Below are 20,942 nucleotides of genomic sequence, written 5' to 3' on the forward strand. Positions count from 1 at the left end.
GGTCAGAGTTGAGCGGCGGTGATGAGCAGGAAGGTGAAGAGCAGCAGGATCACGATGAATGAGGCCAGGATGTTGAGCAATACGAATTTGCCCAAGGTCCTGGCGCGGCGCTGGCCATAAAAGCGGCGCATCCCTTTATAGAGATAGATAATGCTATACAGCAGCAGCCCCAGGTTGATCCAGTCGAAGATGTCCCAGCCGCTCAGTGCCTTCAGCTTCCGGAAGCCGATGACGAACAGGAGCATCAGGAAGCTGAAAATGTAGTGGTACAGGGTGAACACCATATGGTCGCTGTAGAACATCTTTCTTCGGACATACAGCAGCTTCAGCAACAGTGCAAAGAAGGGCAGCGATACGAACAGCAGGTAGGGAAGCCGGTGCATGAAGCCGTCGAATACCAGTTGCTGGGTCGTTCCTGCGTTATCGTCCTCGCGTTTCTCCAGCTGCGTAAAGCGACTCTCTATGGTACGTTCCAGCCAGGAATCATCCTCATCGGGTTCCTTCTTGCTCGTATCCACCGGCTCGTCAGGCTCCAGGTAATACTTCTGTCCATGCAGGGTGACCACCGAATCCGGATGCCGCGCGTCGTCGATGTACAGCAACCGCGTGGTATCGAGCACCCGCGCAAGGGCATGCACCTGAAAACTGTCTTTCGGAGGGTTCAGACCTGCTGCCACCTCATAGCGTTCGGCCTTCGATAACGCCCGCGTCGTAGGGTCCTGGCTACCCAGATCGATCTTGCTGATGGCGAAGAAGACGAGAAAGAACAGGGCGGAGGTAAAGAGGTACATCCGGATCGGGTCCAGGTAGCTCATTCGCTTGCCGGCGACATATTCTTTCGGTACAAAACCCGGCTTAAAGAGCAGGTAGCGGACCGTGTCGAAAAACTTGCCGTCGAAGTGGAACAGGTCGAAGATGAAATGCTGGACGAGCGAGAAGAAATTCTGGTGGGTCACGATGTTCTCCTGCCCGCACTGGTGGCAGAATCGGCCGTGCACGAGGGATCCGCAATTGAGGCAGTCTTTCTCGGCACGTTCGGGTTGGTGAGACACGTCAATTTTTTCTTAAAAATAAGGATAATGAAAGGGCTTCAACAGTTCGTTAGAGAAGCCTTCGCAAAGCAAGGTGTATTTTTGGGAACAAACAACATCCGGATGAAATTCCTGCTCTCCATCTTGCTCCTGTCCTCCGCGCCCACCGCTTTTGCGCAATATTATTACAAGGACATTGTGGGCACCCGCGAGACCAACGAGCAGATGAAGCGTTTCCTCGACAACCGCGTTACGGCAGTTACGCTCACCAGCTACAACGCCGACGGCAACAAGAGCGAGGAACTTCGCGTAGACCAATCGTTCAACCTTACCGAACGCCACCTGAGCACGAGCACGCAGATCGGCGACGCCGACCCCTCCGTGCTGCATTCCTGGACCGACGCGCAGGGGCGCGTGGTGCGCACCGTCGATACCAATAGCGCGAACGTGAGCACCACGGACTATACTTTTAATAAAGACGGGCAACTCGAGCGCGTCTTCAGTGTATCGACCGACTCGAGCGGGCGCTTCCGGCAGACCGAGGAGCACCAATGGACGTATAGCAACGGAAATGTGAGCCGCATGCTGCGCATCAAGAACGGTACCGATACCACGGTGGTCACCTTCAAGCTCGACGAGCGCGGCCAGGTGGCTGAGGAGCAGAGCCAGCGGGCGGGCGCGCCGGCGGACGTGGTGTACTATTATTACAACGACAAGGGTTTCCTGACGGATATCGTTCGCTTCAACGAGCGGGCAAAGCGACTGTTGCCCGAATACATGTTCGAGTATTCCGACGCGGGCCAGGTGATCCAGCGCATCACGGTGCCGGCCAACAACTCCAACTACAGCATCTGGCGCTATCAATACGACAACCGCGGGCTTAAAGTGCGCGAGGCCCTGTTCGACCGCAACAAGCGGCTTGCCGGTAAAGTGGAATATCAATACACTACCGGCGCCTGACCGGATCTTAACGAACCGCCGACGAGGCGGTTCTTCTTTTTCAATGAGGAACACGGAATATCCAACCTACCGGTATCTCGGCGACCGGCATACCGACCCGGCCCTGAAGGGCGCGCTATGCACGGCTGTGCGGCGCGCCGACGGCAAGTGCATCCGTGGACGCAACGGCTCAATGCTGGTGCAGCTGGAAGACGGGCGGAAGATGGTGGTATTGGGCCGGCTCCTGCGCAAGCAGGGTGCCGGTACCGGATGAGGAAAAGGCTCAGGCAGGCAGTCGACCGTCTTTCCGCGCGAGGTCGGACTTCAGCTTTTCCTTGAGGCGTAGCAATGCAGGATGGGCGCGCATTTCAGCTGGCACGATCATGATCTGCGGGGCTGCGGTCGGGGGCGTTTTTTTGTTTAGATCTTTCATGGTGGCGCGGGCGACGAAACTAAGAAAAACTTGTGCAGGATCGCATGCAAACGGACGGTAAAATTCTTCCACATCGCGGCAACGCGCGCCAGTTCAAAAGAAACAGGCACTTACACATTATTAAATTCTTATCTTCTTAATAAGTCGTGCCCCCGGGGGAAAAGGCGACCCGGGCGAGCGGGAGACCGCCTGGCAACGAGGGAAGAAGGTTCCGCGACGGCCGGGTTCAGCATGATGGTGGTCCCTGCCAGCAAAAAGCGCTGGAAGCGACACGGCACACCACGCAACCGGACCTGCCTTGCAGGAATACGGGGCCGCTCAGTACAGGCGCTTCGTATAGCTTTCCTGCAGCAGCAGCGCTACCTCCGGCTCCGTCATCCGGACGGTGCTTGCATGATCGCTCAGGATGGCGGCTGCCCGGGGCAAGGTGGCAGGATCGGGCCAGCTTTCCGGCGACCAGAGCTGTGCGCGCTTAAAGGCCTTTCCGCAATGCAGGTAGCACTCCTCCACCTCCACGGTGATCGCAAGCAGCGGAACCTTTCCCTGCGCCTCCATGCGCCGCAGCAAGGCTTCATCGCGCACCAGCTTGGCCGTGCCGTTTACCCGCAGCGCCTCTCCGAGCCCGGGGATCAGGAACACGAGCCCGACGCCCGGGTGCTCCAGGATATTGCGGAGCGTATCGAGGCGCTTGTTGCCCGGCCGCTCGGGGATGAGGAGGCGTTGCGGGGATAACACCTGTACGAAGCCGGGTGCATCGCCGCGCGGCGACACGTCGCAGCGGCCCGAGGCATCGGCGGAGGAAATGAAGAGCAGTGGGGAGCGGCCGATGAAATCGGTGCAGTGCGCGTCGAGGTGCGTGATCGCCTTATGTTGCACGAGTTCGCTGGGGGTGCCCACGAGGGCTCGGAGCTCGTCGGCGGTGGTGATTACGTTCTGGAAATCATCGGGGGCCATAGGCACTAAAGGTAGCGCGGATCGCCCTGTTGCCGGTTGGGCAAAAAGAAGCCTTAACTTTTTGAGTTAAGGCGTTGTGCTTGGTGCGTGCCCCGGGCCGGAATCGAACCGGCACTCCCCTTGCGGAGAACAGGATTTTAAGTCCGGCGTGTCTACCAGTTTCACCACCGGGGCCTCCGGCACATCGTTGGAGCCCGTTGTGCCGAGCATAAAAAAGCCCGCTCTTGCGAGCGGGCTTTTTGTCTGGAGCGGAAGACCGGGCTCGAACCGGCCACCCCGACCTTGGCAAGGTCGTGCTCTACCAAATGAGCTACTTCCGCTTGATTATCAGTTTGTTATCACTGAATTTGTTAAGAACTTCGGGTTGCAAATATAAGGGCTTTTCTTTTTTACCGCCAAAACTTTTTTAGATTTTTTTTGGCGGCGGGGCCTTACTTATACTGCGGGGTATACTGCGTGCTCGGCGTCTGCACGGCCTCGATGCGGTTCTTTTCGTACCGCTTCGTATACAGTTTATAGCAGCTACCGAAGAAGAAAGCAAGCAGGCAGAAAACAGAGAGATAGAACAGGAAGGCCGACGACGAAACCCAGCTGTGGGTGAAGTCACGATCCTGTACCTTCTGCAGTTCTTCCTGATATTCTTGCTGATGATCCATGTGCAAAAATTGTGGTGCAAAAATAAGGGGGGCGTACTGTAATCACCAAGGAAAAAATCGGCAATGTGGAAAAAAGTTTGCCGGTTGTTTTGATGTCTTCGGTTGTCCATTCCGGCAGCGGTATATGCGACACATGCGCACGGTGTTCTGCAACCAGGTCATTGCGAGCGCAGCGAAGCAATAACGGCGGCCGTAAGCCGTCGCAGGACATGCTGATCGTACGGGAAACTTCACCGTACAAACCTGTATAAAGGATCACGCCAGGCTCGATTGCAAACTATAGAAACAAGGGTGCCAGTCAAGACAACTTCGCACTACTTCCTCTTTACGATCTCACGGAACGACTTCTTTCCTTTCACAAAATGCTCCCAGATCAGGTTGCCCGGGTATACCCCGGCAAGCCGGCGCAGTGGCGGCTTGGGCAGTCCGTCCTTCTTTCGTTTGGAGAAGAGCCATTTATAGTAGGCGATGTGCGCGCGGTTGATGGCCACAAAATAGCCGCTGTCGCCGCCAAGCGCGCCTTTGAACGCAGCTACCTGGTCGAGCAGCAGGCGGTACGGGATCTTCCACCACTTTTCTCCTGCCGGCAGGTTCTTGGCCAGCATGATGTGGTTGTTGCGGAAGTTGAGAAAGGTCTTGCGCGAGTTGCCTTTCGGCAGCGTGCCGCCACCCACGTGGTACACCACCGACTCCGGGCAGCAATACACCCGGTAGCCCGCACGCTGCAGGCGCCAGCACAGGTCAATTTCTTCCTGGTGTGCAAAAAAGAAATCATCGAAGCCGGAGAGCTCGTGGAAGATAGAAGCCTTGATGAAGAGCGCCGCCCCACTGGCCCAGAACACTTCCTGCGTTTCCTCGAACTGCCCGCTGTCTTCCTCGCACACGTCGAAGATGCGGCCCCGCGAGAAGGGGTAGCCGAAGTGGTCGAGCCAGCCCCCGGCGCCACCGGCATATTCGAACAGGTGCTTGTGGTGAAAGGCGAGCAGCTTGGGCTGGCAGGCCGCGGCGCGCGCATCGCTCTCGAGCAGCCGGATGATGGGCGTTACCCAGCCGGGTGTTACCTCCACGTCGGAGTTGAGGAGCACGTAATAATCGGCGGTCACCTGGCGGAGGGCCTCGTTGTAGCCGCGGGCAAAGCCGTAGTTCTGCGGGAGCACCACGAGCTCCACCTGCGGGTACCGGGCACGCAGGAAGGCGAGCGAGTCGTCGGAAGAGGCGTTGTCGGCCACGACCACTTTATAATTAGCGTATTGCGTGGCCAGCACCGAGGGCAGGAATTGCTCCAGGTAATGTTTCCCGTTCCAGTTCAGGATCACGATCGCAACAAGGGGCGCAGCAGTCAAGGCGGGAGAAAAATTTGCCCAAAAATAAGGGTCCGGGGCCGTTTTCCTAATTTCGGCGGCATGATCCGCTCTCTGCTCAACGTGCGCTCGCTGCTGGCACTGGTCGCCATCCTGATCGTCAGCGGCACCATCTGGTACTCCTCCTATCTGGCGGCCAAGATCGAGCGCGAGGAACGGCAGAAAGTGGAGCAATGGGTAGAGGCTAGCAATGCCCTGCTGAGCCCGACCAACACGGATACCCGCCTCGCCTTCAAGATCACGCAGGACAACGACGACATCCCGATCATCTGGACCAACGAGCGCGACTCCGTCTTCGGCTATAAAAACCTCGACTCGGCACAGGCCGAGGACAAGACATCGGGTTACCTGCAGGAGCAGCTCCGCTCCTTCCGTAAGGCCCGCGCGCCCATCACCTACTTCGACCCTTTCGACTCGACGCGTATTAATAAATATTACTTCGGCAACAGCCGCCTGCTATCCGAGGTGCGCTACTATCCGATGGTGCAGCTCGTGATCGTGGGTCTCTTCATCACCCTCACTCTCCTCTCCCTCCGCTCCTCCTACCGCTCCACGCAGAACCAGGTGTGGGCAGGCATGGCCAAGGAAACGGCCCACCAGCTCGGCACGCCGGTGTCGTCGCTCGAAGGCTGGATCGAGCTGCTGAAGGAAACCCACGGCCATGAGCCCTTCGTTGCCGAGCTGGAAAAAGACGTGAGCCGGCTGCGGCTGGTGTCGGACCGCTTCGGCAAGATCGGCTCCACGCCGAAACTGGAGCCCCGCGACGTGGTGGATCAGGTACGGCAAATGATGGACTACGTGCGGAAGCGGGCTTCGGGCAAGGTGCGCTTCTCGCTCGAGACGCATGGACGGGAATCGATCGTGGCGCCGCTCTCCGGCCCGTTGTTCGACTGGGTGATCGAGAACCTCCTCAAGAATGCGCTCGACGCGATGGACGGCACAGGCAGCATCGCTGTCGATATCCAGGAGACGGACAGTGCGGTGCAGATCGACGTGACTGACAGCGGCAAGGGCATCAGCAAGGCCAATATCGCCAAGGTGTTCAAGCCGGGCTTCACCACGAAGAAGCGCGGCTGGGGCCTCGGGCTTTCACTCTCGAAGCGGATCGTGGAGCAATACCACCGCGGTACCCTCTTCGTAAAAAATTCTGAGCCGCAAAAAGGAACAACTTTTCGCATTGTATTGAAGAAGTGATTATATTTGCACTCCCGAAACGGGAAAACAGTTCTTACAAACGATGCCCAGGTGGCGAAATTGGTAGACGCACTACCTTGAGGTGGTAGCGCCGGTAACGGTGTGCTGGTTCGAATCCAGTCTTGGGCACGATGAACGAAGGGGATACAGAGATGTATCCCCTTTTTTTGTGCCTGACCGTCATTTTTTCTGACGCGGGAATACCCCGATACGATCCGGGAGCCGAAGGATCGGCGAAGAAGGCAGCCGGTAACGAGAACGGCACGGCGCCATGGCCAGGCACCGCCAGCTCCTTTTCTTTCAGCATAAACGAAATGATTTGTAGTTGGTAGCGCGATCCAACCTTTTGACGATCGGCCGGCGCATGAAGTGGATGCTGCCGTGAGCGGGATCGATGTCCGGCTCCAACCGGGTCTTCCCCTGTCCGTCGATCAATTGCCGGAATTTAATTAGGTCCAAGCCGGGTTGTTTTACCCTCCGCAACAAGGTAACGGAGACGGCAGGCCGCAGGTGAAATGCATCCCCTGCACTCTATTACCACACCCGTGTCGCAACCGATCGTGATCGACACCAGCAGTAAGTCTGTGAACCGCTTTTTCGTAAACGAGAACAGCAGGGAAGCCTTGAGGGAAACAATCGATAACATCCAGTGGTACCGGAAGAAGCGCCCGCCGCCAAATAATTTCACGGAAGGATCGATCATCCGCCGATGCAGGTGAAGACGGACGCGCACATTCAATTTCATGGATGATAGCAATCCGGTAAGTCGCAATGATTATTTAAATCCCTCCGGTAACCGGGGGAAGCACTTACTTATGCACAATCGGCCATTAATATGGATTACCGGTGGAATGGATCATTCGTGGCACGGTATTCCCATCTATTGAGTATCCTACCCTCATCCCCTCTTAATCTCCCCCGACAATTTATGAAGCAAATTACCCTGGCGCTTTGCGCCTTTATGACCCTCTCTGCCTGCAATTCCAATCCGACCGCGCCGGCGCAGACCCAGATCCCCGACACGACCGGTCTTTCTGCCTATCAGCTTGCGCAAGCAAGAGCCTCCATGAACCTAAGCGAGCTCGATTCAACCGCGCAGACTACCGGGAAAAAGCCGGTAGCCCCGCAGCAGGTGCGTTATGTGTCCAGTCCCAGGCCGGCGGCCGCAGCAACCGGCAGCACCGGCGCCAGTAACGGCAGCGGCACAGGCACCACGGGAACTCCTGCTAAAAGAGGAATCAGCAGTACCGCCAAAGGAGCGATCATCGGCGGCGTAGCCGGAGCGGCAGGCGGTGCGATCATCAATAAAAAGAACCGTGTAGCAGGTGCCGTTGTGGGCGGACTCTTGGGAGCCGGCACCGGCGCCGTGATCGGAAATGCCCAGGACAAAAAAGACGGAAGAAATTGACCCGATGCGGATTCGTCCGAACTACCCTGACGAATCCTACCCTGCCGGCTCAATGAATGCATCCGGCTAATCGACTCCCGTACAATTACGGTATCCTCTTCGAAGGCTCTTAACGATCGGTGGCAACCCCGTTGCCCCGGTAGCTAAGAGCCTTTGTTTTCATCCATCAAATACCAACGCGCCGGTTCCCACTGCGCCGCCCGGTAATCTCCCGCGGTCCGGGAAAGAAAGCCGGAAAGTAGCCCTACGCCAGCGGCAGCGGCGGCCAGCAAAAACCATCCATAACGACGCATGATCTTTCTTACCGTGGCGAGGCAGATACCAGTGCCGGGATAATCCTCAATGAAATGGAGCTTTTCAGGAATCCGGAAGATCGCTTCCGTGCACTTCGGGTCAAACCCGCTTCCATTGTCCGAAACATCAATACAGACGTTGCTTTCCAACACGGATAGCAGCCTACCTCCACCTCTTTGCAGGAAACCATTTCTCCGGATACCCGAAGGTGAGTTGGGGATGTCGGGATTAATATTCAACGGCGTTGCCGGGTAGCTGGTGAATGCCCTGACGGCACGGCGATCGCATCAGGCACATTTCCATCGGAGCGTCAGTTTCAATCGTCGCCTTCTTTTCTTTCATAATTCCGTTGCGTGGACCCGGCACCGCCACGATCAGTGAACGTGGGTTCAGACGGTCGAAGGCTGCGTCTTCGACGTTCATATTAAAATAGCGGTACGAATCCTGGAACAGCGGGCTGATGCTTGCCAAAGCCCGGGAATGGAGTCGGCAAGGGTGGCGCAGCTTGCACAGTGGCCGGAAAGGATTGGTGCATGCACGCTCCCGTGCGAAGGCCCGGACGAACTGTAGCTTTCTAATTCCGGAGACGCGCACGCTGGCCCGCCTGCTACCGGCCCCCTCCCCGATCACCGCACACCAGGCTACTTAGGTGCTCCCACCAGCGAGTAGGGCTTACGTCAAGTACCGTCCCGATCAATGTCTTTGCGGATTCGGTTTGCAGCCTTTCTGCTAAGGGCGGGAGCCATTTCTTCGCTTCGGGTATCCCTTTCCAGGCAAGCTCGCTGGCACTGTACGCACATTCGAGCAGATCGGCATCCTTGGCGATCTTTGCTGCCTGCGTTTCCTGATGATGCAGCTCCGTCCAGATCGCCTGTATCTTTTCCCCAATAAAGGAGAGCGCGCCCACCTGTTCCCGGATTGCCTTCTCTTCATCTATCCGGAGGTAGCGCTTCTGGTACGGATCGGTATCCCCGGTGCGCACTTCGTACAGGTCATGAAAAACGGCCATCGTAACGACCTGCTCGGGGTGCGGGTACCCTTCCATCAGGGCAAGTACGTAGGCAATCACCGAAGTTCGGAACGTATACTCCGCCACATTATCGTAGGGGCGCAACAGGCGCAGCCAGCCATGCCTGGTCTCGAATCGCAACTGTCCTACTTCGTAAATGAATCCATGGATGTGATCGGTTTCAATCGGTAACATAACGTGCTTTTAGTAAGTTGGAGTGCCGGCGGACGCAGCATTTATCCGTAACTTACCCGATATCACCCCTGTTCTGACACCTGCACACAAAAAAGAACAAACAGCCATTTTCTCATCATTCAAACAAGACGATAGCACTTTCCGGAGCCCTTCCGCTTATGAAAAAAGAACAAGCACCCAACGATCAGATTACCCTCGACAAGACGGATATCCAGCTCTTGAAGCTCCTCCAGCAAAATGGTAAATGGACCGTCAGGGAGCTTGCCGCAAAGGTGAACCTGTCGGCAACCCCGGTTCATGACCGGATCAAGCGCCTTGAAACCGCCGGTGTCATCAGCCATTATGCGGCGATCGTAGACAGGAGCAAACTTGAGCAGTTCATCCTGTTCTATGTAAACATAAACCTGAAGGAACATTCAACCCAACTTGGCGCGGCCTTCATCAGCAGGATCACCGCTTTCCCGGAAATAGTCGAATGCTATACCATCGGTGGCGAACACGACTTCATGATCAAAGTGATCGTGCGCGACATGGCACAATACCGTCGCTTTTTCGTGGAGCAGCTGGGCGAGGTACCCAATATTGCCAAGCTGCAAAGCATCATCGTGCTCGATACGATCAAGCACGATATAAGCGTTCCGTTATAGGATGCCATGGAAGCGATCGCGCTCAGAGGCTGTTTGATTTACATGAGCCGCAGAAAACAGGGAAATAGTCGGCCGCAAGCGGCCTCCATGCACGTCGGCGCTCCCGAAGCTTTGGGAGCGCCGACGTGCCGTCGCGCCAGGTCCATCAAGCAGGACGGAGCAGGCCGCGGCTCCCGTTTAAAACCGGAAATAATAACCCGCCGAGATCACCAGGTCATGGTATTTGCCGGACACAGCCGTCCGGGCCAACTGGTCCATCAGCTCCAGGCTAAAGTGCTGCTTTCCCTTCAGCCTCCCTGTGCACTTCGCCTGCCGGAGGGCACCGCTTCTTCGCTGCCCTTGCGCGACGCACGCGCGACGAGCGGTCCCGGCAGCACGCGGGCCTTATAACGGGTCGGAGAGCGGCGGTTGCGCCAGTCGCCGCCGCACCCGGCTCAGGGTCTCGAGGGTGATGTCCAGGTAAGAGGCGATGTATTTGAGAGAGACGCGGTTGGCCAGTTCGGGCTGGGTGCGCAGGAGGTTGGCATACTTCGCATCGGCGCTCTTGAGCCGCACGAGAAGGGCGCGGTTTTCCGCATCCACATAGTAGGTTTCGTAGATCTTGCGCGCGATCAGATTGAACGTGGGAAACCGGACGTAGGCAGCCTCCATATCGGTATAGGCAATGGCGAGGAGCTCGCAATCCTCCAGCGCCTGTATGTAATCGGGTGCCGGCTCTTGCCGTACAAAGCTGCTGATCGAAGCGGCCATCTGGTGCTCGGTGGTGATCCAGGTTGTGGTGTCGGTCTGGCCGTCCCGGATATAGCCACGCAACACGCCTTTCCGGATAAAATAGATATGCGTGCAGGTATCGCCGGCTTTCAACAACAGTTTTCCTTTTGCCAACGAAACGGGAAAGGAGCTCTTCAGCACGAAGCTCGCCAACGCTTTATTGACCGGAGCAACGGCACCAAGCATCCGCAGCAAAGCAAAAGCTTCGTCCGGAGTCGCGGATTGCCTGGAAGGTTTTGTCACAAAAGAAGAACTTTAGCGGACGGTTCAAAAAACGACGCGCACCGAATATAGGCCAGAAACACCGACCCGGCACCGATCGTCCGGCAGCGCAGGCTGCAGCCCGCCTCCTTGCTCCCGACGGCTTGTCCTGCTGGTCGCCCGCCCACCTGTTTTCCGAACCGTCCCTAGGTTTGTAGAAATGCGGGCTGCCGGCGCCGGCAGAGACACGCACGTAAGCTCAGCCACCGCCCCCTACGGCTCTGCCCTTCTACGACTTTTTCCCCCCCGGCAACAGGCTACTGCCTCAGCTCATAGATCTTTACCCGGTAAATCCCCGGCCCTTCCGTTTGCTGCTGCACGAGGCCCGCTTCCAGGTGCTGGTGGAGCACGGGTAACGGTACCATTTTGCGCGTAGCCACCCGGCTCCCTCCCGATGCACGTACGGAATAGCTGCGGCCGCGTGCAAAGAGGAATGTATTGTGGTACGTTTCATCACCGTTCAGGTACCGGTGCACCACCCAACGCCCCTGCTCGAAACCGCCTTCCTGCACTTCCCCGATGACCACTTTCTTCCCGGTCGTGGACCCAAAGGCGACCCTGAAATTGATGCCGGCGACCAGGAACTCGTCGTTGCCGGTCTGGATGATGATACCATAGGCGTTCTTCCCTTTGTCGAGGTATTCGATGGCAAGCCGGCTGGAGCCGATGGTCACGCTCGCAGTGTCCTCGTTGCCTTCTTTGAGGATGGCCCGCATCTTCCCGGTGCCGCGGTGGGCCTGGATTTGCGGGAGCAATTCATCCCTCAGTATGCGGAAGCTCAGGGCGTAGGCATCGTCGGAAGCCAGCGACTCGATACCAAAGGGGCCGAAGCCGAGCGCATCGTGCTCCGCGAGCGCATAATAGGCCTTGCCCGGGTTGGTGCGCTCGCACTCGGGAATGAACAGGGGATTCTTTTTCGACGGCCGGGAGTACATCCGGCACACCTCCCTGAAATTCGGCAGGTAGATGTCCGGGGCCAGGAAGTCGATGGCCGGAGCCGCCGCCCGGTAGATGTCGAGCACGCGCGACACGGGTCCGCCGTTCGGGTACTTGCCGGGCAGCTCGCCGGGAAACTGCACGAGCCAGGCATTCACATACATTGGAAGCGGCAGTACCTGCTTGCCCCTCCGGCATACCTCGTTCATGAATGTGGCGTATTGCCAGGTCATGAAAAAGTTCTGCGCGTCGTAGTGCTGCCCGCCAAAGAGCTCCGCCCAGGTCCCCTGCCGCCTGGCCCCGTTTTGGTTCCAGGCAGCTTTCAGCTCGGGCTCCAGCCCGTCGCGGTTGGCTACGAGGTAGTCGACCAGCTGCTGCGGAACGGCCTCCCCGTATTTCTTCAGGGCCACCTCGTTGTAATCCATTTCGGAAAAGGCGCCGGCCTCATTTTCGGGTTGCATCATGATGATGTCGTGGTGCGTGTCCTTTGCCTTGATATAGGCCATCAGCGCGGCGAAGGCTTTGGCGTCCGCCTCCATCGCTGCCGTGCAGAACGGTGAGATGGCGCTCATGGTTTCGCCCGACCGGTTCCGGATCCGGAAGAAGCGCTTCGTATCCGCTTTGACCCATAGCGGCGCGTACGATGATTCCCCGTTCTTCCAGGTGGCGAACCAGATCAGCACGATCTTTAGTTGTTGCTCCCGGGCGCTTTTGAGGATGAAATCGATGAAGGAGTAATCGAACCTCCCCTCCTGCGGCTCAAACTGCTCCCAGGCCACAGACGCGATCACGGTATTGACGTTCATGCTTTTCGCATGCTGCATGGCCTCGCGGAAATACGCCGGAGCCGACGAGGTGGAGTTGTGCAGCTCGCCGGCCACCATCAGGAAGGGCTTGCCGTCCACCACGAGCTCGGTGTGGGTGGCCCGGGCGCGCAAGAAAGGAAGCCCCCCTCCTGATCCCCGGGGCGCGGCCTTTTGTGCGCCTGCCTCAAGAAGCATACACATACATCCGAGAAACATAAGTACAGATCGTACACTGCTCATAGAGTTATTGCTTTAGCTGGTGATCCGGGTTGGAAAGCGCGCAGGGAGCTGCCCTCCTGCACGGCGCGCTGCGTCGACCATGCAGGAGCAAGCCGGAGCGCCCACCCGGTTCGGGATCAGGTTAAAAAATGCTCACAGATAGGGAGCGGTGAAGCCCAGGCGGCGTAGTGCGGCTTTCACCTCCGGGCAGGAAGTAAACAGGCGCCACACGAGCCCAGAGCGGTGGTTCTCGATTGCGATCATGACCGGCAACTGGTTATACACCAGCTCCTGCGGCGCGATCCAGACCGGGTCGGTATTCAGGTTGAACGCATCGACAAAGCCGTAGTCTTTCCAGAGGCGGTCGCCCAGCCGGTAGTAGAAATACCGGAGCGCGGCCAACGATTCATGAGGCGTAACGCCGAACGAGGCCAGGGCTGCCGTCGGGGCGATCACCCCCACGTCCGAGGTGGGCGAGCAGGGCGTATACCCCGCGTGGGTGGAGCTGGCTGTGAGGCCCCAGCCCGAGTCGGAATAACCCAGGTAGCTTTTCGGGTTCTCGATGCAATAGGCGCGGTTGATGAGCGCATGATTCCTGGCCTGCACTTCATAGTCTGCATAAGTGTCTTTCAGCCCGATCGGGTTCAGGGCGAGAAACGAATACTGCGACAGGAAGAGCGGCCCTCCGAACGCGGGTCCCAGCGGCAGGGTCATCCCGTAAAATTGCTGCCCGTTCCGCAGGGCGCCGCGATCGGCAAAACCGTGGTCATAGGCCTCTTTCCCGATGCCATGGGTGGGCGACGCAGCCGCCAGGATGTAGGTGATGAGCGTTTCGTTCCAACCACGTACCCGGAACGAGATGTCCCATCCATGATTCGGGCTCCACAACCAGTATAGGGCCTGCTCATCGTCTTTGCGGAAGCGTTGCCAGTTTACCTCCCGGAACAGGGTGTTGATCCCGCTGCGCAGCGCGCCTTCCGCGTCGCCGGCACCATCGAAAAACTGCCGGGCCGTGAGCAGCCCCATCATCAGGAAGGAGGTTTCCACCAGGTCGGCGCCATCGTCTTTCGGATGCCATACGATGGTAGCACCCGTAGTGCCGTTGATCCGGTGCGGGAATGCGCCGTGATAGCGCTGCGCCTTCACCGTGAGGAAGTCCACGATCTTCCGGAGCCGCGCAAGGGCCGCTTCCCGCGTTATCAACCCCCGGTGCACGGCCACCGGCAGGCAAAGAATTCCGAACCCGGTTCCACCCACCGAGCAATCGTCCAGGTCGGTCGTTTGCGTCTTGTCGCGGGCAAGCCCCGACAGCGGATGACCATAATCCCAGAAATACCGGAACGTTCTCTTCTGAACCGAATCAAGTAAGGCTTCGTCCGGGATCACCGGGAACTTGTCTGCCGGGTCGATGCCGGTTCGGATGCTCAGGGTGAAAGCCGAAGCGGGCATTCCGGAGCCGGCCGCCCGGAGCCTGTTTGACAGGCGCACTGAATAGCCGCTCAGGTACGCCAGGGGCGTACCGGGCGTAAGGATCAACGTGGAGTCGCCATCGGCATAGCCCACCCCGACGGGCACATCCGACGAAGTGGCCGTCGCCTTCCACGACAGCGCAGCGCCCACCGTGGACCGGTCTACCTTGTCGGAAAAGCGGAGCCGAAGTACGGCCACGTTGGCGGTCAGCTGCACCGGGGCGGTACTGACCGGGCGATCGTTCAGCTGCTGCTGTACGATGCTTAGCCCGCCTGAGGCCGCCGGCGCGCGCTGCAGGTCCTTTACGCGTTTGGCGCAAGCCAGCCCCGAGCCAAGCGCCGCTGCCAGCAGGAGCATACCGAAGAGGGCCGGCCTCGTTTGTTTGTTGTGCACGTGCAATCCCATTACAGCTTACCCTTGCCTTGCAGCCCGATCATCGCCTGTATCTGCGGCTGTGTCAGCGCCGTATTGTAGATGCGCACTTCGTCCAGCTTCCCGTCGTATCCCTTGTTCGACTTACCCCAGGTGAGGTCCGAAGTGACGCCGGTGTCGGTGTTTCCGCCGAAGATGATCTTGGTCGGCGGGTCGTTGAATTGGAGGTTGGAGAAGTTGCCCAGCACCTGCGGGTAGGTATTGCCGCCGGCCGGGTCCAGCCAGCCATCGCTCTTCCACTGGGCGCCGTCTTTATAAATATTGAATCGCTTGTTGCCGGCATCGTAGGTAAAGGTCCAGTTCACCCAATTGTCGTACACGGAAGCCGTCCAGAGGTTATTGAACCAATGCTCGGGGCCATCCCACCAGTTGCCGGTGCCGGACACACTCCGGACGTGGTAGCCGAAGTGCGAAGGGGCGCCGTTGGTCCGGTCGGAGCCGGGATACTTCAGGAAGTTGAAGTTGCCGCAAAAGGGCGCATTCCAGCTCTGGTAGTGCGCAGGGTTCGTGATTGCGACGATGTTCACCCAGTTGTCGTCGGTGCCGGTGGTACGCGGGTAGTAGGTCCAGAGACTTACCGAGAAGCTTCCGTTCACCTTGGCGATCTGGCTGGAAATGTCCGCGACGGCGAACCCGTTGGCGGATCCTTGCAGGGCCTTGCCCACATAGCCGTCGGCAAAGCCGGTGTTGGTGCCGGCCGCGGCTGTCCCGGACACGTTCTCGACCAGGTCGTTCTCGAAATCCCAATGGGCAATCAGATTATCCGGCGCGATCTCGCTGACCGAAGAATAGCCGTTCAGGACATACAGGGGAGCGTATTCGCCCGCATCGTACTTCTTGTGACAGGACGACGCGAGCGGGATGGCGGCGAGCAGCACCCAACGGGCGGATTTAAATTGCGTAAGCATATTGTGCATCATAGTGGATGTATTTGAATGAATGGTGAATGTGTTTCTGGTGCTTGACGTTGACCGGTTTCCCTTTCCAGGTGCAGCGTCCGGCCGGTAAAAAGGCGCCCGATCGTAGCGGGCTCCTGCCCGTGCTTCACAACTGGAACCGGTCCGGGCTTTCTGACGACGCTTAGTTATAACCCGGGTTCTGAACCAGCTTACCGCCGCTCAGCAGGACCTCGTTATAGGGTATCGGCCAGCGCTCGTTTTTATTGGCGGTCCAGCCTTTGGGACCGAACACCGTGGCCGCCCTACCTTGCCGGATGACGTCGAAGTACCGGTCGTTCTCCATAGCGAGCTCCAGCCTTCGCTCGTTCCAGATCGCCGTGCGCAGGGGCTCCTGTGCCGCGGCCGTAGTGGGGTTGAGCCCGGCCCGCGCCCTGACCTGGTTCAACGCGGATGCGGCCGCAGCGGCCTCCCCGAGCTCGTTGAGCGCCTCCGCATGCATCAGGAGCACGTCGGCATAACGGATGGCGAGGATGTTCTTCTGACAGCCCCGCGGATAACCGGATACGTAGTAGCTCGAGGGCACATAGCTCTTTTGATTGTAGCGGCTGTTGTTGTTGCCGTTTTGCACGATGTTGTCCCCTCCTACCGATTCCGGCACCATAATGATCGTCGCATTCATCCGGGTGTTGTCGCCCGCCTGCGTGAAGGCGCTCACGAGGTCCTGGCTCGGTACGTTCCAGCCCCAGCCATTCTGGTTCTCGGGGGTCTGGCACTCAGAGTACTGCGACCAGGGAAAGGAGGCGCCGTTCTCTGCACCCACCACCAGCTCGGCCTGGATCTCGAAAACGGATTCCGCATTCAGCTCGTTCGGGATCGTGAACAACGTTCCGTAGTTTCCGAAAAGGGAGTAGTTGCCGGAGGCGATCACCCGGCCGGCGAATAGCTTGACCTCGCTCCACTTGCGCTGGTACAGGGCCACTTTCGCATGCAGCGCCTGCGCGGCTCCCTTCGTGGCCCGGCCCCGGTCGGCCGGCGTGCCATAGGTTGCGGGGAGCACCGGTTCGGCTTCGTCGAGGTCCCGCTCGATCGCCAGCCACACGTCCGACGCCGTGGCCCGCTCGCGGTTGAACTCGGCAGGTGTCCTGGGCACCTTCAGGTGCAGGGGTACGCCACCGAACGAGCGCACGAGGCGGAAATAGCACCAGGCCCTGACGAATTTCGCTTCGGCCAGGTACCGCGCTTTCAGGGTGGCGTCAACGGCCGACATGGTGTCTACATGATCCAACACCTGGTTACAGAGGTTGATCTCGCCGTACAGCCCCGCCCAGAACGATCCGACGAACTGGTTGGAGGATGTGACGCTGAAGTTATCGAACTGGTACATTTCGGGCAGGTCGCTCTGCCGCGCCCCGGGATCGGCATCGTCGGCGCCGAGGCTTTCCAGGGCCACCGACGCAATGCCCACCTGGCCGGCGCTCCGGAGGTTGCCATAGATCGCGTTCACCGCGGCATCGGCGTCGGCGCTCGTTTGCCAGAAGCGCTCGGCGGTGGTCTGCCCCTGCGGCTCTACTTCCAGGAAATCTTTTTTACACGCACCGAGTGCGAGCACGAACAGGACAGACAGCAGCGCTGCATGCTTTTTATAAGTTCTGAATCTCATACAGCAATCATTTAAAGGGTTAGGGTAACGCCGAAGTTGTAGTAGGCCGACAACGGATACACACCGGCATCGATCCCGGCGTTCACCGGGCTGTTGCCGGCGGCCGTTACCTCCGGCGAGAAGCCTTTGTACCGGAAAAAGTTGAACGGGTTCTGGATGGCCGCGAATACCCGGAGGCTGCTGATCTTCCAGTTGCTGAGCGACCGGAAGTTGTAGCCGGCATTGATGTTCCGGACGCGGATATAGCTTCCGTCCTCCACCCAGAACGTGTTGGGGTGCGTGTTCATGCCGTGCAGCAGGTTGGCGGAAGGATGGGTGTTGGAGGTGCCCGGGCCGCGCCAGTGGTTGGCATAGAACTCCTCGGTGAAGTTCTCCAGCCCGAAGCGCCGGCCCATATTGGCATTGTACACATCAACACCCGCTACACCCTGCAGGTCAACGGACAGGTCGAGGTGCTTGTAGCTGAAGCCGAGGTTAAGCCCGAACAGGTGCTTCGGATTCGGGTTGCCCATCTCCACCTTGTCCTGGTCGTCGATCGCGCCGTCGCCGTTCTGGTCCCGGAACCGGAGGTCGCCCACCATTGCCGACCGGCTCTGCGGGGAGCGCTGCACCTCGCCGATGGTTTGAAACACCCCTTCCACCTCGTACCCGTAGAACATGCCGATCGGGCGTCCGACCACGGTGCGGGTAAGGGGTATCTGCGAGGGATTGCTGTAATAGCCGCCGAACAGCGCGTTGGCTCCCGAGTTCACCGAAAGGATCTCGTTCTGATTATAGGCATAGTTGCCGGACACGGAGTACTGGATATGCTTCCCGATCCGGTCGCGCCAGCCGAGGCTCAGCTCAACGCCGCGGTTCCGGATCGTGGCCTGGTTGGCATTGATGCCACCCCCAAGACCGCTCGACGCCAGGATCGGCACCGTGAAGATGGCGTCCTTCGTATCGCGGGTGTAGACATCCGCTTCCACCGTCAGCCTCGACCGGAACAGGGAGGCCTCGAGGCCGATGTCGGCACTGACGCCCTTCTCCCAGAACAGGCTGGGCGGCACCACGGAGATGATGCTTCTTGACGGTGCGGCGGCCCCGGCCCACACCGCGTACCCGAGCGAGGATGCAGTGAGTGTCGTGAGGTTGGCCGGAACGTTCACGTTGCCGTTCACCCCCCAGCTGCCGCGCAGCTTGAGCGAGTTGATCAGGCGGCTGCCTTCCAGGAACCGCTCCCGGCTGATCACCCAGGCCGCGCCCACGGAAGGGAAAAAGCCCCAGCGGTGCTCACCGGCATACTTCGAGGAGCCGTCGGCCCGGTAGGTGAGGTTGAGCAAGTACTTGCCGTCGAAGGCATAATTGACGCGGCCGAAATAAGAAGCGCCGGTGGCAAGCGCACCGCCATCGGTGGCTACGTTGGGGAAGGCAGAGGAGTTGGCACCCAGGCTCAGGTACAGCTGCCCGTCGTAGTTATGCGGTACATTCTTCGCGGAGCCGGAAATAAAATAGGAACGGTCGCTCCGGGCCGACTGGGCGGCCATGATGCGGAGGTGATGCCTGCGGCTGATCGTTTTCTCGAAGGAGAGCGTGTTCTCCAGCTGCCAGTTCTTCACCTCCGAACGGGTCACGTTCAGCGAGGAGATGTCGTTGCGCTGGTTGGTGGTGGCATTGTATACCGGCACATAATTGCGCTGCTCGCCTTTGTTGTATTCAAACGTGAACATGCTCCGGAAGGTCAGGTTGAGCGGGAGCTTGATGTCAGCGTACGTGTTGCCGACGATGAGGTACTGCTGGGTTCGCTGGTTATGGAAGTCGAGCGTAACCTGCGGGTTGGCGATCGAATTGAGCGAATAGTCCAGCGGATCGCCGTAGAAGCCGTCCTTATAACGCACCGGCACTACCGGGGGCGCGGCGTAGGCCTGCCGGAAGATGTCGCCGTTGATATCGCGGGAGCGGTTGATGGTACCGAACATATTGTAGCCGACCTTCAGGAAGGAGGCGGCCCTGAACTCGTTCTGCAGGCGGGCGGTAAAGCGCTTGTAGTTCTGCGTTTCCACGATGCCCTGCTGATCTACATACGACAGCGAATAGTTGTAGGTGCTGTTTTCGGAGCCGCCGCGGAACGAGAGCTGGTGGTTGGTGATGAACGCGTGCCGGAACAACTGGCCAAACCAATCCGTGCCCTCCGGGTTGCTGGTACCCGGGTTGTACATCGCAGCGGGACCATAAACCGGAGTGCCGCCGTTGAGCATGCTCACCTCGTTGGCCATCGTGGCGTACTGCTGCGCGTTTGCCATCTGCACTTTGTTGGTGATCTTCTGCCAGCCGGCAGAGCCGGTATAGCTGATCATCGGGGTACCGGCTCTGCCCTTGATGGTGGTGATGATCACGACGCCGTTCGCCGACCGGTTTCCATAGATTGCCGCGGCGGATGCATCCTTCAGCACACTGATCGTTTCAATATCAGCCGAGTTGAGAAAGCCGATGTCGGAGGTCCATACCCCATCCACCACGTACAATGGAGCCAGGCCGCCATTGACCGAGCCCACACCGCGGATGCGGATCTGGGGCGAAGCACCGGGCGAACCATCGTTGATGATGTGCACCCCGGCGACCTTTCCCTGCAGCCCGCTGGCCGGGTTGATGGAAGGTTGCTTCGCGATCTCGGCGCCGCGGACCACGGCCACCGGCGCGGTAACGTCGATCTTGCGCTGGGATCCGTAGCCGATCACGACCACCTCCTGCCCCTTGTCGGCGACGCTCTGGAGCACCACCTGCAGGTAGGTTTGATCGCCCGTGCCGACTTCCCGGGTCTCCCGCCCGATGAACGAAAAGACAAGGGTGCCGGCGCCCTGCTCCGGGAGCTCGATGAGGAACTCGCCCGCTGCATTCGTAGCGACGCCTCTACGGGTTCCCTTGAGCACTACGGAAACGCCTTCGAGCGGCTGGCCGCCTTCGTCGGTCACCTTGCCGCGTACCGGCCGGCGCGCTTCCGCTGCCGATGCGGCCGCGTTGCGGTTACCCGTGCCCACCTGGGCGTCCGCCTTGCGATGAACGGTGATCGTGCGGTTCTCGATCAGCCAGTTCAACGGCTGGTCCCGGAAAATGGCCTTGAGCGCGTCTTCCAGCGGGGCATCCGTCAGGCGTACCGTCACCGGATTCGCTTCGCGCAGCAGGGCGGCATCGTAAAAGAACACGTAGCCGGTCTGCTGCTCGATCACGGGAAAGACCTGCTTCAGGGGAACCGAGGTACCGGCAAAACTGACTTTCTGAGCATTTCCTGACACGGATAGGTGCACCAATGCAATCAGGATAACAAGCAATTTACATCTCATAGCAAGCGTTAATTGATAGGTATGGGAATGGCCCCCGAACCGGTTCT

The 20,942-nt window shown here is 58.9% G+C and carries 19 protein-coding genes and 3 tRNA genes; 6 read left to right on the forward strand and 16 right to left on the reverse strand.

The window, feature by feature from the left end; translation table 11 throughout:
- Window positions 1–2: 2 nt before the first annotated feature.
- Entirely contained in the window at window positions 3–1,052 is a 1,050-nt protein-coding gene (locus ABD937_RS12375; protein ID WP_345256048.1) for a DUF3667 domain-containing protein, read from the reverse strand.
- Window positions 1,053–1,154: 102 nt separating this feature from the next.
- Here ABD937_RS12375 and ABD937_RS12380 point away from each other — a divergent pair, with 102 nt between their 5' ends.
- Window positions 1,155–1,991, forward strand: coding sequence for a hypothetical protein (locus tag ABD937_RS12380; RefSeq protein WP_345256050.1), 837 nt, complete (start codon window positions 1,155–1,157; stop codon window positions 1,989–1,991).
- A gap of 43 nt (window positions 1,992–2,034) precedes the next feature.
- Entirely contained in the window at window positions 2,035–2,244 is a 210-nt protein-coding gene (locus tag ABD937_RS12385; RefSeq protein WP_345256051.1) for a hypothetical protein, read from the forward strand.
- Between the two features lie 9 nt (window positions 2,245–2,253).
- Here the strand turns inward: ABD937_RS12385 and ABD937_RS12390 are convergent, their stop codons facing one another.
- The 6 genes from ABD937_RS12390 to ABD937_RS12415 all read right to left on the reverse strand — a co-directional run bounded on the left by ABD937_RS12390 (window position 2,254) and on the right by ABD937_RS12415 (window position 5,356).
- On the reverse strand, window positions 2,254–2,475 hold the full coding sequence (locus ABD937_RS12390) for a hypothetical protein (protein ID WP_345256052.1): 222 nt from the start codon (window positions 2,473–2,475) through the stop codon (window positions 2,254–2,256).
- A gap of 246 nt (window positions 2,476–2,721) precedes the next feature.
- A complete protein-coding gene (locus tag ABD937_RS12395) occupies window positions 2,722–3,357 on the reverse strand; it encodes a pyridoxamine 5'-phosphate oxidase family protein (RefSeq protein WP_345256054.1) in 636 nt (211 codons plus the stop codon).
- 88 nt (window positions 3,358–3,445) lie between these two features.
- Window positions 3,446–3,531, reverse strand: a tRNA-Leu gene (locus tag ABD937_RS12400).
- 70 nt (window positions 3,532–3,601) lie between these two features.
- A tRNA-Gly gene (locus ABD937_RS12405) sits at window positions 3,602–3,677 on the reverse strand.
- A gap of 111 nt (window positions 3,678–3,788) precedes the next feature.
- On the reverse strand, window positions 3,789–4,013 hold the full coding sequence (locus tag ABD937_RS12410; RefSeq protein WP_345256056.1) for a hypothetical protein: 225 nt from the start codon (window positions 4,011–4,013) through the stop codon (window positions 3,789–3,791).
- A 314-nt stretch (window positions 4,014–4,327) separates the two neighbouring features.
- On the reverse strand, window positions 4,328–5,356 hold the full coding sequence (locus tag ABD937_RS12415) for a glycosyltransferase family 2 protein (RefSeq protein WP_345256057.1): 1,029 nt from the start codon (window positions 5,354–5,356) through the stop codon (window positions 4,328–4,330).
- Window positions 5,357–5,416: 60 nt separating this feature from the next.
- Between ABD937_RS12415 and ABD937_RS12420 the strand changes: the two genes are divergently transcribed.
- The 3 genes from ABD937_RS12420 to ABD937_RS12430 all read left to right on the forward strand — a co-directional run bounded on the left by ABD937_RS12420 (window position 5,417) and on the right by ABD937_RS12430 (window position 7,976).
- Window positions 5,417–6,568: a sensor histidine kinase gene (locus ABD937_RS12420; protein ID WP_345256058.1), complete on the forward strand. Its 1,152-nt coding sequence runs from the start codon at window positions 5,417–5,419 to the stop codon at window positions 6,566–6,568.
- 45 nt (window positions 6,569–6,613) lie between these two features.
- Window positions 6,614–6,697, forward strand: a tRNA-Leu gene (locus ABD937_RS12425).
- Between the two features lie 799 nt (window positions 6,698–7,496).
- The gene (locus ABD937_RS12430) at window positions 7,497–7,976 is read left to right on the forward strand and encodes a glycine zipper domain-containing protein (protein WP_345256059.1); all 480 of its coding nucleotides are present in this window, start codon (window positions 7,497–7,499) and stop codon (window positions 7,974–7,976) included.
- 143 nt (window positions 7,977–8,119) lie between these two features.
- Here the strand turns inward: ABD937_RS12430 and ABD937_RS12435 are convergent, their stop codons facing one another.
- From ABD937_RS12435 to ABD937_RS12445, 3 genes are all read right to left on the reverse strand, one after another.
- A complete protein-coding gene (locus ABD937_RS12435) occupies window positions 8,120–8,509 on the reverse strand; it encodes a hypothetical protein (protein ID WP_345256060.1) in 390 nt (129 codons plus the stop codon).
- Window positions 8,499–8,741 (reverse strand): hypothetical protein, encoded by a 243-nt coding sequence (locus tag ABD937_RS12440; RefSeq protein ID WP_345256061.1) that lies wholly within the window; start codon window positions 8,739–8,741, stop codon window positions 8,499–8,501. The genes ABD937_RS12435 and ABD937_RS12440 overlap by 11 nt, the downstream gene beginning before the upstream one ends.
- A 136-nt stretch (window positions 8,742–8,877) precedes the next feature.
- Complete coding sequence (locus tag ABD937_RS12445) at window positions 8,878–9,474, reverse strand: HD domain-containing protein (RefSeq protein ID WP_345256062.1); 597 nt, start codon at window positions 9,472–9,474, stop codon at window positions 8,878–8,880.
- 158 nt (window positions 9,475–9,632) lie between these two features.
- On the opposite strand from ABD937_RS12445, the gene ABD937_RS12450 reads away from it, so the two are divergent.
- Window positions 9,633–10,121: an Lrp/AsnC family transcriptional regulator gene (locus tag ABD937_RS12450; protein WP_345256064.1), complete on the forward strand. Its 489-nt coding sequence runs from the start codon at window positions 9,633–9,635 to the stop codon at window positions 10,119–10,121.
- 384 nt (window positions 10,122–10,505) lie between these two features.
- On the opposite strand, the gene ABD937_RS12455 is transcribed toward ABD937_RS12450, so the two are convergent.
- From ABD937_RS12455 to ABD937_RS12480, 6 genes are all read right to left on the reverse strand, one after another.
- Window positions 10,506–11,078 carry a Crp/Fnr family transcriptional regulator gene (locus tag ABD937_RS12455; RefSeq protein WP_345256311.1) on the reverse strand — a complete coding sequence of 191 codons (573 nt, stop codon included), beginning with the start codon at window positions 11,076–11,078 and terminating at the stop codon, window positions 10,506–10,508.
- Between the two features lie 332 nt (window positions 11,079–11,410).
- The gene (locus tag ABD937_RS12460) at window positions 11,411–13,096 is read right to left on the reverse strand and encodes a GH35 family beta-galactosidase (RefSeq protein ID WP_345256065.1); all 1,686 of its coding nucleotides are present in this window, start codon (window positions 13,094–13,096) and stop codon (window positions 11,411–11,413) included.
- Window positions 13,097–13,267: 171 nt separating this feature from the next.
- Window positions 13,268–14,977, reverse strand: a complete 1,710-nt coding sequence (locus ABD937_RS12465) for a glucoamylase family protein (RefSeq protein WP_345256067.1) — start codon at window positions 14,975–14,977, stop codon at window positions 13,268–13,270.
- 11 nt (window positions 14,978–14,988) lie between these two features.
- Complete coding sequence (locus ABD937_RS12470; protein ID WP_345256068.1) at window positions 14,989–15,936, reverse strand: hypothetical protein; 948 nt, start codon at window positions 15,934–15,936, stop codon at window positions 14,989–14,991.
- A gap of 160 nt (window positions 15,937–16,096) precedes the next feature.
- Window positions 16,097–17,575, reverse strand: a complete 1,479-nt coding sequence (locus ABD937_RS12475) for a RagB/SusD family nutrient uptake outer membrane protein (RefSeq protein ID WP_345256069.1) — start codon at window positions 17,573–17,575, stop codon at window positions 16,097–16,099.
- Window positions 17,576–17,586: 11 nt separating this feature from the next.
- Complete coding sequence (locus tag ABD937_RS12480; protein ID WP_345256071.1) at window positions 17,587–20,895, reverse strand: TonB-dependent receptor; 3,309 nt, start codon at window positions 20,893–20,895, stop codon at window positions 17,587–17,589.
- Between the last annotated feature and the right edge of the window lie 47 nt (window positions 20,896–20,942).

Source organism: Flaviaestuariibacter amylovorans, from assembly GCF_039541815.1.
GTDB classification, from domain to species: Bacteria; Bacteroidota; Bacteroidia; order Chitinophagales; family Chitinophagaceae; genus Flavisolibacter; species Flavisolibacter amylovorans.

Excerpts from the sequence above, each read along its gene's own strand:
- ABD937_RS12450 (WP_345256064.1), top strand. The coding sequence starts at position 9,633 with ATGAAAAAAGAACAAGCACCCAACGATCAGATTACCCTCGACAAGACG.
- ABD937_RS12395 (WP_345256054.1), bottom strand. The coding sequence starts at position 3,357 with ATGGCCCCCGATGATTTCCAGAACGTAATCACCACCGCCGACGAGCTC.
- ABD937_RS12480 (WP_345256071.1), bottom strand. The coding sequence starts at position 20,895 with ATGAGATGTAAATTGCTTGTTATCCTGATTGCATTGGTGCACCTATCC.
- ABD937_RS12385 (WP_345256051.1), top strand. The coding sequence starts at position 2,035 with ATGAGGAACACGGAATATCCAACCTACCGGTATCTCGGCGACCGGCAT.
- ABD937_RS12380 (WP_345256050.1), top strand. The coding sequence starts at position 1,155 with ATGAAATTCCTGCTCTCCATCTTGCTCCTGTCCTCCGCGCCCACCGCT.
- ABD937_RS12475 (WP_345256069.1), bottom strand. The coding sequence starts at position 17,575 with ATGAGATTCAGAACTTATAAAAAGCATGCAGCGCTGCTGTCTGTCCTG.
- ABD937_RS12460 (WP_345256065.1), bottom strand. The coding sequence starts at position 13,096 with ATGTGTATGCTTCTTGAGGCAGGCGCACAAAAGGCCGCGCCCCGGGGA.
- ABD937_RS12420 (WP_345256058.1), top strand. The coding sequence starts at position 5,417 with ATGATCCGCTCTCTGCTCAACGTGCGCTCGCTGCTGGCACTGGTCGCC.
- ABD937_RS12430 (WP_345256059.1), top strand. The coding sequence starts at position 7,497 with ATGAAGCAAATTACCCTGGCGCTTTGCGCCTTTATGACCCTCTCTGCC.
- ABD937_RS12470 (WP_345256068.1), bottom strand. The coding sequence starts at position 15,936 with ATGATGCACAATATGCTTACGCAATTTAAATCCGCCCGTTGGGTGCTG.
- ABD937_RS12410 (WP_345256056.1), bottom strand. The coding sequence starts at position 4,013 with ATGGATCATCAGCAAGAATATCAGGAAGAACTGCAGAAGGTACAGGAT.
- ABD937_RS12445 (WP_345256062.1), bottom strand. The coding sequence starts at position 9,474 with ATGTTACCGATTGAAACCGATCACATCCATGGATTCATTTACGAAGTA.
- ABD937_RS12455 (WP_345256311.1), bottom strand. The coding sequence starts at position 11,078 with ATGCTTGGTGCCGTTGCTCCGGTCAATAAAGCGTTGGCGAGCTTCGTG.